An 11,295-nucleotide genomic window follows, 5' to 3' on the forward strand; every position below is an offset into this window, starting at 1 on the left:
AACTAGTTGTTTTTAATTGCATTTGTCGCTAATAAAGCACATGCAACTCTATTTAAATGTGTTTTTACATTGTAAAAAGCTTGTAAATCACCTAATGAAGCTATTTCATCATCAGTTAAAGTTGAATCTTGATTTACGAAACGTTCAAATAAATTAATTAAGTTAATTGCTTCGTCTTTGCTTTTTTGGTTGATTTCTTGTAAAAGAATATCGGTTGAAGCAATAAAGACAGCGCAACCATGACCGTCAAACTCTGGATTTTGATAAATTCCATCAATATAATTTAAATTTAATTTTAAATCATCTGAACAAACGTCACTATAAAATGTTTTTTCAATTGCACCCAAATCCACTTTGTGTGTTGGTTTAGTGTAGTGATTCATAATTAATTCTCTTGATACGTCACGATTAAAATGCATAAAAATCCCCGCCTTCTTTTAATTCTTTTACTAATTTATCAATATCTTCATATGTGTTGTAAATACCTAATGAAATTCTTAGGAATGAATGATGTGGTTGAATATTTCTAAGATATGGAGCACAGAAAATACCTGCAATTGTGTAAATATTTTTTGAACCTAAATATGTTGCAACATCTTGTGCATTAATTCCTTTAACATTGATTAAAGCAATATAATCACCTGCTTTTGATGAAACTTCAATATTATCTAACTCACTTAATTTTGCGTGTAAGTAATTTGATAGGTCATCTAAAATTTCTTGAGTTTTTTCATAACCAATTTGATTAAAGAAATCTAATGAAGCATTGAACATATATATTCCAGCTAAATTCGGAGTTCCTGGTTCATGAATTCCAATGTTGTTTCTAGGACTTCAGGTGTTATCGGTATTAATAGCACTAACTGATCCCCCACCAAAACGAACTGGTTTGATATCTTTTAGAATTGATTCTTTAACGGCTAAAACACCTAAACCAGTTGGTCCATAAAATTTATTAGTACTAAAGACAATTACATCTGCCTGCTTTAAAGATACTTTTTGATGTGCAATAGCTTGTGCTGCATCATCAACTAAAATTGCTCCAACTTCATGTGCCTTTTGAGCAATTGCTTTGATATCAAAAGATTGATTAAAATTATTTGTTTCATGACTAAGTGAAACAATTTTTACACCTGGTTTAATATCTTGCATGATATCAAGTGAAATCACCAATTCTGATTTTGTTGCTTCAACAATTTCCATTCAAGGAATAATGTTTGATGAATGATTGTGTGCACTTAACAAAATAACATCACCCGGCTTTAAAATTTGTTTAGCCATTTCAGCAAAAATATTCAATGATTCTGTTGTGCCACTTGTAAAAATAATCTCATTATCTTGAGCATCAATAAGATGTGCAACTTTATGACGAAGTTGTTTAATAGTTTGATTAATATGATTACCTAAAGGAGTATCGGCTGTACGACTTGAAATTGATTTGTATGTATAAAAATCTGTAACTGCATCAATTGCGCTTTGAGGTTTTAAAACTAATGCAGCAGAATCAAAATATGTAATGTTCTGTAAAATTGGAAATTGTTGTTTAATACTTTTTTCCATTATAAAACCTCCTTAAGTAATCTTTTAAGAATTGGATTGTATCCTTCTATTTTTTGAAATTCATCTAAGAAATCATAATAATAACTTCTTTTTACGTTGTTTAAGTTAATATCACAAATAAGTTGATTATTTTTTCTTGGATTACAAAGTACTTGCTCACTGTTGTTGATAATTTTGAAATCCAATTCAAATTCAGTGTCATTGTAATATTTAGCAAATAGATTGTAAAAAAAGAAATAGTAAAAATCATAAAGCATTTGTTTTTGCTCTACGCTTACGTTTTCAGTGAAAAGTAATTTTGAGTTGAAGTATTGAATAAAACACTTAATACTCTCATTACGAACTGAATATTCTTTCGATAATTCATTTGATAACGTTGGTTGTTGTAAAAGACCTAAATTATAAAATTCTCTAATTGTAAAATTAATTTTTCTTTCAATATAAGTTTTATATCCTGAACGATATGTTAACCCTTTTCAAAAGATATTAATCTTGTTTTTCATTATTTGTTCTTTCGTTAATTACATCTAATGTTTTAATTAACTTGAAGTAGTTTTCTAATAATGCATTAACGAATCTGTAAAACTTACTATCATTTGTTGGTGTTTCATCAACTCCTGGTTTTGGAAAGTAAATTTTAGTAATTTCGATTGACTCGTTAATTACAATTTTTGGATCAACACTATAAAGCTCAAAAGCACCATTTAATAAAATTGCTCTTAGTAATGGTGAAATTCTTTTTCAGCTTCAGTCCTTGTTTAATAATGAAGAAATTGTTTTAACTAAGAATTTATAGTTCTTAGCAATAAGTTCTAATTTCTTTAATTGTTCTTTGTTTAAATGTGGGTATTCATCGAAAATTTGAGAAACGTCAATTTGACGATCTAATAACTCAAATTTATATAAAACTTCGATAATTTCAATTCTCGCTTGTCTTCTTGATTTATTGTTTTTCATACAGCCTCCATATGTTTTTTAAATTATATAATAATTTACCAATTTCCTCTCTGGTACTTCATAGATAAAGAAAAAACATCTAGATGTATGTGCTAGATGTTTTAGTACGTTGTGTATTTTTTATGACTTAAAAAATGATCTTTTATTTTATTTAACACACCATTTAGTGATGATAATACAAGTGTGTAGATTGGTATTGAAATTAATGATCTCATGACAATTGGAATCATGATTGTAGTGTAGTTATTAGAAATTGTATAGTTTCTCTTTAGGTATAAATTAGCATATTTAATAAATACATATGGTCCATAAATTCAACGTCCAATAACGATTGTAATTACAACTAAAGCAAATGATGTGAGAATTGTGTAATATGCTTTTTGTTTTTTTGAAGTTAGAATATCTTGATCATTATTTTTTCATATTACTAATGATATAAAACTAAATATTAGCAATGTTAAGAAACCAATAGATGAGAGTGAAATTACAACTGATAAATCAAGCCTGCTTAACCCGAAAGTTTTAGTAATTCTAATTCCTGTTTTTTCATTAAATAATCTAGTATTTCCAGATTGCACAACTAAGAATATCGCTATGATTAAGGCAACAAAAGATAAAAAGATTGCTAAATTACTAAACAATAAACCTTTTGAATATTTTCTTCTGATTAAGAAAAGAAAAGCTTTTGTTATAATCACAACTCCAATTGGTACAATTGCATACATTCAGAATCATGATCATAATTTTCCTGAAAATAATAACGAAACAAAGTCAGCAATAATCCCTAAAACACTGGCTTTAAAGGTTGAAAAGAAAATTGCAAAAACAATATAAAATACATATTCAAAATTTAAACCAGCATATTTAAGACCAGTGTATCTTGCAAATAAATTAATTATTAAGAATAATCCAATAATAATTCCTGCACTCGAGATTTCTGTGATGTTAAATCTAAAAACTTTATCATTAAAATCACCAATTCGTGAGTCAGTGTGAATATTTACAAACTTTCTCATTCCAAATTCATCATAATCTAAGACATATTCATATTTTTTATTCAATTCATGTTGACTAAAAATAACTATTTTGTAAACCATGCTTAATAAAGCAAATGGAGAAGTTAGTCAAAATAAAATATTTATCATTTTACTATGACTAAATAAAAAGTATTTTTTCGTTTGATACTTGTATCTAAGTGTTTTGATTGTTTGATATGTTTCGGCAAATGCTCAATATAACGTTAATAAAAGTATTGCTAATGCCATAATGAAATAAATAATTATATCATTCCAAGTAGTTTTATCATCTGGATTAGCTGTCTCAACATTAACATTAAAACTAAAGACAATTCCTAAAGTTAAAAAAGTAATAAATATCAATTCATAAAAGAATTGGTTTATACCAAATGAAATGCTTTTATGTTTTAAAATACGTTTAAAAGTATTTGTTTTGTTTGCGATTTCCATTTAACCTCCTTATTTTGTATAAAAATAATAATGGAAAAATGAAAATTTGTATGTTTTTTATTAACTATTTTAATCTTTTTAGGTAAATGATGTAGATATAATTGGTTTTTTAGCTATATGAATTAACTTAATATTCTCATCTTTAATCTCAATACATTTATGTAATTTAGATAAAATCACAATTTTATAAATATCATTTATGGAGTTAAATTTCTCATTTTTGACCAATAATGCATGATCTAAAAATATTGATTGATTTGTTTCGAAAATTTCATTTAAATCAACCACATGGTTTTGAATGGTGTTATCTATTTTGATTTCAATACAATTTAAATCATCAATAAATAAATCTGATTGCAATTTAAATGATGCAAAAAACACTTTATCTCTGATTTTTAAAATTGGCATTGCTAAATACGGTGGTTTAAGAATATCTTTTCATAATAAATCACCTAAAATTGCATTGATTTGATATATTTTAAAAATTTGAATTTCATTATTTGTTGTACTCATTTTTATCTCCTAACTATTAAATAAAATAGTCGTGAAATGAACCTAAAATAAACTTAAAATGATGAATTTTTAAAATGTCTTTTCTATAAGAAAAGGAGAATATAAATATCAAAATTTGTAATATAATTTAAACACAAATAAATAACATTAGAAAAGTTAAAAAAGGAGAGCAATTATGATTAATGTTAACGAATTTAAACCAGGTATCACATTCCAAGATGAAGGAGATATCTTTGTTGTTTTAGAAGCAGTTCACTCAAAACAAGGACGTGGACAAGCTAACGTTAAAGCAAAAGTTAAGAACTTACGTACAGGTTCAACTACAATCAAATCTTACACAGGAGGAGATAAAGTTAAACCAGCTCACATTGATAAGAGAAAAATGAACTACTTATACTCAGATGGAGAAAACATTATTTTAATGGACAACGAAACATACGAACAAATCGAAATTCCAGTTCAAAATGTAACATGAGAATTAAACTTCTTAAAAGAAGGTAGAGATGTTCAAATTAGAATGTTCCAAAGTGAAGTGTTAGACGTTGAATTACCAGCTAACGTGGAATTAACTGTTACAGAAGCACCAGATGCTGTTAAAGGTAACACAACAACAAACCCTCAAAAGAAAGTTATTGTTGAAACAGGTTTTGAACTTGAAACACCAATGTTCATTAAAGAAGGAGACGTAATTTCAGTTTCAACAGAAACAGGAAAATACGTTGGAAAAGCTAACAAATAATGAATTGAATTAATGTCTCATATAATTCAAACCAAAATTACATCGTACAAGAAAGTGCTATTCTTGATGTAATTAACAACTCTATTTCAACAATTAAATCTGTTAAATTAGCAAATGCACCAAGATTAAGTTTTGATGAAAAACACTCAAATGTGCATATTTACATTGATATTAAAATTAAAAATTCTAATTCTAATAAAGTGCAACCAACTAACATTATTAAAGAACTTGTTGGTTTAATCGAAGAAGACGTTCGTGCTTTAATCGATAAAAAACCTAAAAACGTTCAAGTTGTACTACTTGATTTCTACTAGTGATGAAAAAAAGTAATTTTAATTATGGTGTTTACCGTCAAATGTTTATTAATGATGTTAAAAAACAAATTAATAAGTTTTCAAAACCAAGAAAATTGACAGGTAAAATACCAAAAGAAACACAAGATTACTTGGTAAAAATTAAAAAACTACTAAATCAACTAGAAAATCACAAAATTAAAAACGAAGACTTGCCAGAACACAAACAAATCTTTGTTAATATGAGATCAAGACACCAATTCTATCGTATGGGATGAATGAGTGCCGGTTTAATATTAGCAACTATTGCATTTATTGTTGCGGTTTGTTTAGTAGTTTTTCTAAACTAAGGAATAAATGTTTGCAAAAGGTAAAAATAGATTTAGTGGTTTCACTTGAAAAGAATGAATTACATTTATTATTGGTCTAACACTACTTATAACTTACATTGTTGTAACACTTTTAGAATGACATTTTAGAAGTAACAAAGTATATAAAGTTTTCACAGAAGTTCAAAATCAACTTGATAAGACAAATATCTTAAGAGATCATCCAGATTGACAAAAAGTAATTTATCCTAATGCTACTTTAATTTTCTGAGGTGGGTCAACATACTGATTTACATTCATGACTAATGTACTTATGGGTGTAACATTATTCTTATTCCCATTCTATAGAAAATCAAATCGTGCTCAAAGATTTTACTTTGCATCTATGGCATACATAATTATTGTAGTTGCAGCTTATTGATCTGGAGTGGGTTTAGATCCAAAAATATTCACTGATAGTGATAAATTTGAATTTAGTAAAACATTAATCATGCATGGTGTAGCACCATTTCTTGGTTTAATCACATTATTCTGAGAACGTAAAAATATCCGTATTAGTAATAAGGCAGTTTGATCATTCTCAATTTATCCAATGGTATATCTTCTCTTTACTGTAGCTATTTATACATTTGGACATAAATTTATTAAATTTGGTGGTACTGAATTAGATCGTGGGATTGTGATTTATGAAGTTGTATCATTCCTACAACCACTTGGTTACAAAGGTGGTGATACATTCCTTATCGTCTTATTTGACATCATTTTAGTTTTAATGGCATTCTTGTCTGCACCAGTAATTGGATTTACATTACGTAAATTCTTTAGAATTTTAAAACCAGGTCAAAGAAAATTAAAACCAATTTACTTTATTCACCCTACAATCAAGCATGAAAAAGAGAAACAACAAAAACAAAAAATAAAATCTAAAATAGAATTAGTTAAAGAAGAAAAATAAAATTATTGTTGAAAATGGTAACTTTTTTATATCGTTATTAATATTTAATAATAAAACGTTTATAATAGATATATGAATAATATAAACTTAAAACGGAAAGAAGCACAAATTCACAGATTAATTGCAGATATTGTTACAAACGATATCACAAACGCCAATGTAATTGATCCCGTAGTTATGGATGTACAATTATCATCCGATTTATCACACGTAAAAGTATTTGTATCATTAAGCAATAACGAACACAAGGGTATTGAAGCTTTAAACGCAACAAGCGGTTTTGTTCGTTCAGTACTATCAAGATCATTAAATTGAAGAAAAGTACCAGCAGTTCACTTTTACATTGATGAAGTTTCAAAAACAGGTCATCGTATTGATGAAATATTACAACAAATAAAAACAGAAAAATAAAGTGAGGAAATATATATGTCAAAAATTGGTAGATTTCTTTTAGTAGTAGTTGGTGGTCTTGCCCTTGGTGGTGGATTAGTTGCTGCTCCTGCATTCTTAATCAACTCACGTCAACAAGTTAAAGACGAAGCAAACCAAAGTTTAGCTAACTATGAAAATGCACTTGATTCACAAGAATTCAAACAAATGTTAGAAACTGAAGATCAAAAATTTGAAGTATTAAATTATGTAAAAACAAAATTCGTAGTAATGTCAAGAGTTCTTGGAAGAGGACAAGAAGTTTCACAAGAAATGAAACAAGAAGTTATGACAAAATTAGGTATTGATCAATGAAATTGAACATTAATCAAAGATAAATTAGAAACACTTATTAATGAAATGGTTAGCGCATTTATGCCTTACTACAAATTAGCATCAAAAACTGCTCAATACCTTGATTTAAAAAGACTTGAAGCAACAGATAACTTAAAAGCATATAGAAATGTTTTAGAAGGTAAATTTGCTGACTTAGGAATCAAATTATCAGATAAATTAAACCCTGAAACAGATTCTTATGATCTTGTAAATACAGATGAAATTTTATACAACAAATACGAAAAAGTTCTTCAACCAGCTTTTAAATAATATAATAATGAACGCCAGAAAAATGGCGTTTTTTATATTCAACAGCATATGCTGTTATGTTATAATAATAGCGCTTATTTGCATCAAGAGTATGGTAGCTTGACAGCTGTGACCATTGCCAACCTGCGCTAGGACGCAAGGTGGATAGTTAGGGTATAACCAACATGCAAAATACCTTAATATCAATCTCCTAAGTAAATAAGCAAAAGGAGATTTTTTTATGAAAAAAGAGAATAGTAAAATTTTATTTTCAAGTGAATCAGTAGGTAGAGGTCACCCAGATAAAGTATGTGACCAGATATCAGACGCAATTTTAGATGCCTACTTAAACTTAGATCCACAATCAAAAGTTGCCATTGAAACAATGGCAAGCGGACACAATATAATTATTGCTGGTGAAGTAAAATCAAAAGCTAATGTTGATGTGCTCGAAATTGCAAGAAACATCCTAAAAGAATTAGGATACTACACAACAGAAACAAACTTCATCACAGATATTAGACGTCAAAGTGATGATATTGCTATGGGAGTTGAACTATCTGATGGACAAATCGGTGCAGGTGACCAAGGTATAATGTTTGGTTTTGCAACTGATGAAACACCAGAATATATGCCATTAGCAATTACACTTGCAAATGAATTAGTTAAATTAGCTGAAAAATTAAGAATATCAAAAGAATTTAAATGAGCTAAAGCTGATATGAAATCTCAAGTTACTGTTGATTACACAAATGAAAAAACAAAAATCGATACAGTTTTAATGAGCATTCAACACTCTGCAAGCTACAATGAAGAAGAATTCAAAACATTTATCAAAAACGATATCATCAAACCAGTTTTAAGCAAATATGGTTTTGAAATGCCTGAAAGAATTTTAATTAACCCAACTGGTCAATTTGTTTTAGGTGGTCCATTATGTGATACTGGATTAACAGGCAGAAAAATAATTGTAGATACATATGGTGGTTATGCAAGACATGGTGGCGGGGCTTTTAGCGGTAAAGATGCTACTAAAGTTGACCGTTCTGCAGCATATGCAGCTAGATGAATTGCTAAAAACCTTGTAGCAGCAGGAGTTGCTAAAAAAGTTGAAGTACAAATTGCTTACGCAATTGGTGTAGCAGAACCTGTTTCAATTAACGTTGAAACATTTGCTACACACTTAGATAAAATTGGTGGTATTTCAGGATCTGATTTAGTTGATATAATCAAAGTTATTTTTGATTTAACACCAAAAGGAATTATCAATGATCTTGGATTAACAAAACCAATTTTCCAACAAACAGCATTTTTTGGACACTTTGGTCGTAATGATTTAGACTTACCATGAGAAAAATTAAACAAAGTTGACGCAATTAAAGATCTTGTTTACCAAGTAAACAAGTGATGTAGCGATAAAAAACAATCAATGCCAATTGAAATTATTGAAGAAATTTACACAACAAATCACAAAAACGCAACAAAAAAGTAATTCGTGAATATTCAGCCGGGGCCATTATTTTTAAAAAATTCAAGAAACAAACTAAAGTCCTTTTAGTTAAACAAATAAATAATGTCTGAGTTTTTCCAAAAGGTCATCTTGAAGCTGGTGAAACACCATTAGAAGCAGCTTATCGTGAAATTCTTGAAGAAACATCATTATCAAATGTTTCTATTGATAAAAAGCATTTTTGAGAGACACATTACAACTTATTTAATGGCAACCATAAAAGTGTGAGATTCTATCTTGCAAGAACAAATACAACAGAAATTCCAAAAAAACAAAATGCGGAATTACAAAAATTAGGTTGGTTCCCCATTAAAAGAGCAATGAATATTCTAACAAATAATGAAACAAAACAATTTCTTAAAGAGGCATTTAAGAAATACAACAACATTAACAAGGCATAGTCCTTGTTTTTTGATTCAAGTATTATTAAACCAAGAATTTAAGAAATTTAATTTAACGATCAAGTAAACTAAATTTATATATTGGTAAAATTGTTATATGAACGAAATTAAATCAATTATTAATAAACTAGACGAGAAAATGTCTAAAGATAAAAAAACATTAAAAATATATAACTGAGTTGATAATATATTTTCAATTTTAATAATGTTATTGAACATAGCTACAATTGCAATTGCAATCACTGCATTAGTAATTTTAGTAGAACTAAGAAACAATAATATTGATATACCAAAAAGCAGTTCAGAAAAGATATCTGATAAATTTATATCAAGTGCTTTTGACTTGGTTGTAGCACTAACGGTATTTATTTTACTGTCATTCTGTTTGAATATATCTTTAGCAATTTGAAAAGCTAATAGTAAACAAAATTTATACAAAAAAATAAGCAACACACTGAATTATATTCAATACAAATATGAAGCAGGTTTAATCTCAGATGAACAACTTGAACAATTATTAGAAGTGATTGCTAATAAGTCTAAAATTAAGTCAAAAATAGTTATTTTGGATATTGTAAAAAATGAATTAAGTAAGAAAGGAAAATAATGTTTATAACTAAGAAAAAATATGATTCATACATTGGTTTATATCAAAAACTCGCAAAAGAAACTAAAACTAAAATGTATATCTTTGGTTCATTGTTTTACTTCTTTAATTCACTAATCTTATTAACAACATTTTTTAATGGTCTAATCGCAGTTTTATTCCTTGCTGGTACATTAAAAGGCGAATATTTTGACAGTGGAATTAACCCGTATAAAACAGCACTTAACGAAAGCAGTATGTACGTTATTATCACCACAATCTTAAACTCATTTATTACTTTCTTATCTGCTTTATTATCACTCTTTGTATTTAATAAGAAATACGCTTTTTACAAAACTAAATTACAAGTTATGGAATTTGAATATGCATACTTTCAAAACAAACTTTACTTATACAAAGACAAAAACGACTTTAATGCAGAGTTTTTATTGTATGCTCGCATTATTAAAATTTTAGAAGTTGAAAGATTTAGAACAATCGAATTAATTCAACCTGAAGAAAAACTTGAAACTGAAAATAACGAATTAACAAACGAAGGAGAGAAAAATGGAAAATAAAGAAAAAACAAAAAACATCCCTTCGAGATCTAATTTAATTAAAATCAAAAATGCTAGTGTTGATTTCTTTAGAAAATATATTTTCAGTAAAGCATTCTTTATATTCTTTAATATCCTTGCAATTTTAATTAGTTCATCAATAATTATTCTTAACTTGTTCTCCATTCGTTTTAACCCATTTCCAAAGGAAACTTTAACCTTATTTGTCTTAATTGCAGTGTTTTCCGTATTTATTACACTACTCATTGGTATCAATACATTACTTGCAATTCAAGACAAAAAATCAATTTTAAACAATAACATTCAAAGAGCACAAGAAATCATTGATACTATTTCAGAAAAAGATGATTTGGATAATGAAGATGTTGAAGCAATAAATGAAATACTAAATTAA

Annotated in this window: 17 protein-coding genes; 11 read left to right on the forward strand and 6 right to left on the reverse strand. The window is 27.6% G+C overall.

Annotated features, from left to right (window positions below; all coding sequences use genetic code 4):
- Positions 1-2 precede the first annotated feature (2 nt).
- The 6 genes from H9M94_RS01340 to H9M94_RS01365 all read right to left on the reverse strand — a co-directional run bounded on the left by H9M94_RS01340 (position 3) and on the right by H9M94_RS01365 (position 4,496).
- Positions 3-419, reverse strand: coding sequence for an iron-sulfur cluster assembly scaffold protein (locus H9M94_RS01340; RefSeq protein ID WP_187469792.1), 417 nt, complete (start codon positions 417-419; stop codon positions 3-5).
- Positions 409-1,560: an aminotransferase class V-fold PLP-dependent enzyme gene (locus tag H9M94_RS01345; protein ID WP_187469793.1), complete on the reverse strand. Its 1,152-nt coding sequence runs from the start codon at positions 1,558-1,560 to the stop codon at positions 409-411. The genes H9M94_RS01340 and H9M94_RS01345 overlap by 11 nt, the downstream gene beginning before the upstream one ends.
- Positions 1,560-2,063: a hypothetical protein gene (locus tag H9M94_RS01350; protein ID WP_187469794.1), complete on the reverse strand. Its 504-nt coding sequence runs from the start codon at positions 2,061-2,063 to the stop codon at positions 1,560-1,562. Before H9M94_RS01350 ends, H9M94_RS01345 begins: the two co-directional genes overlap by 1 nt.
- Entirely contained in the window at positions 2,047-2,517 is a 471-nt protein-coding gene (locus H9M94_RS01355; RefSeq protein ID WP_187469795.1) for a transcription antitermination protein NusB, read from the reverse strand. The genes H9M94_RS01350 and H9M94_RS01355 overlap by 17 nt, the downstream gene beginning before the upstream one ends.
- 101 nt (positions 2,518-2,618) lie before the next feature.
- Complete coding sequence (locus tag H9M94_RS01360) at positions 2,619-3,983, reverse strand: hypothetical protein (RefSeq protein ID WP_187469796.1); 1,365 nt, start codon at positions 3,981-3,983, stop codon at positions 2,619-2,621.
- A gap of 78 nt (positions 3,984-4,061) precedes the next feature.
- Positions 4,062-4,496, reverse strand: coding sequence for a hypothetical protein (locus tag H9M94_RS01365; protein ID WP_187469797.1), 435 nt, complete (start codon positions 4,494-4,496; stop codon positions 4,062-4,064).
- A 175-nt stretch (positions 4,497-4,671) separates the two neighbouring features.
- On the opposite strand from H9M94_RS01365, the gene efp reads away from it, so the two are divergent.
- The 11 genes from efp to H9M94_RS01420 all read left to right on the forward strand — a co-directional run bounded on the left by efp (position 4,672) and on the right by H9M94_RS01420 (position 11,295).
- Positions 4,672-5,235 carry an elongation factor P gene (efp, locus tag H9M94_RS01370; RefSeq protein WP_187469798.1) on the forward strand — a complete coding sequence of 188 codons (564 nt, stop codon included), beginning with the start codon at positions 4,672-4,674 and terminating at the stop codon, positions 5,233-5,235.
- On the forward strand, positions 5,235-5,549 hold the full coding sequence (locus H9M94_RS01375; protein WP_255483476.1) for an MMB_0454 family protein: 315 nt from the start codon (positions 5,235-5,237) through the stop codon (positions 5,547-5,549). Before efp ends, H9M94_RS01375 begins: the two co-directional genes overlap by 1 nt.
- Positions 5,550-5,551: 2 nt before the next feature.
- Positions 5,552-5,878 (forward strand): hypothetical protein, encoded by a 327-nt coding sequence (locus tag H9M94_RS01380; protein WP_187469799.1) that lies wholly within the window; start codon positions 5,552-5,554, stop codon positions 5,876-5,878.
- Between the two features lie 7 nt (positions 5,879-5,885).
- A complete protein-coding gene (locus H9M94_RS01385; RefSeq protein ID WP_187469800.1) occupies positions 5,886-6,812 on the forward strand; it encodes an MAGa3780 family membrane protein in 927 nt (308 codons plus the stop codon).
- Positions 6,813-6,884: 72 nt separating this feature from the next.
- Positions 6,885-7,223: a 30S ribosome-binding factor RbfA gene (gene rbfA, locus H9M94_RS01390; RefSeq protein WP_187469801.1), complete on the forward strand. Its 339-nt coding sequence runs from the start codon at positions 6,885-6,887 to the stop codon at positions 7,221-7,223.
- A 15-nt stretch (positions 7,224-7,238) separates the two neighbouring features.
- The gene (locus H9M94_RS01395; protein WP_187469802.1) at positions 7,239-7,847 is read left to right on the forward strand and encodes a hypothetical protein; all 609 of its coding nucleotides are present in this window, start codon (positions 7,239-7,241) and stop codon (positions 7,845-7,847) included.
- 220 nt (positions 7,848-8,067) lie between these two features.
- A complete protein-coding gene (gene metK / locus H9M94_RS01400) occupies positions 8,068-9,318 on the forward strand; it encodes a methionine adenosyltransferase (protein WP_187469803.1) in 1,251 nt (416 codons plus the stop codon).
- A gap of 26 nt (positions 9,319-9,344) precedes the next feature.
- Positions 9,345-9,737 (forward strand): NUDIX domain-containing protein, encoded by a 393-nt coding sequence (locus H9M94_RS01405; RefSeq protein WP_255483485.1) that lies wholly within the window; start codon positions 9,345-9,347, stop codon positions 9,735-9,737.
- Between the two features lie 97 nt (positions 9,738-9,834).
- The gene (locus H9M94_RS01410; RefSeq protein ID WP_187469804.1) at positions 9,835-10,344 is read left to right on the forward strand and encodes a hypothetical protein; all 510 of its coding nucleotides are present in this window, start codon (positions 9,835-9,837) and stop codon (positions 10,342-10,344) included.
- Positions 10,344-10,901: a DUF4231 domain-containing protein gene (locus tag H9M94_RS01415; RefSeq protein ID WP_187469805.1), complete on the forward strand. Its 558-nt coding sequence runs from the start codon at positions 10,344-10,346 to the stop codon at positions 10,899-10,901. The genes H9M94_RS01410 and H9M94_RS01415 overlap by 1 nt, the downstream gene beginning before the upstream one ends.
- On the forward strand, positions 10,891-11,295 hold the full coding sequence (locus H9M94_RS01420; RefSeq protein ID WP_187469806.1) for a hypothetical protein: 405 nt from the start codon (positions 10,891-10,893) through the stop codon (positions 11,293-11,295). Before H9M94_RS01415 ends, H9M94_RS01420 begins: the two co-directional genes overlap by 11 nt.

The sequence above is a fragment of the Mycoplasma sp. Pen4 genome, assembly GCF_014352955.1.
In the GTDB taxonomy this organism is placed as follows: domain Bacteria; phylum Bacillota_I; class Bacilli_A; order Mycoplasmatales; family Metamycoplasmataceae; genus Mycoplasmopsis.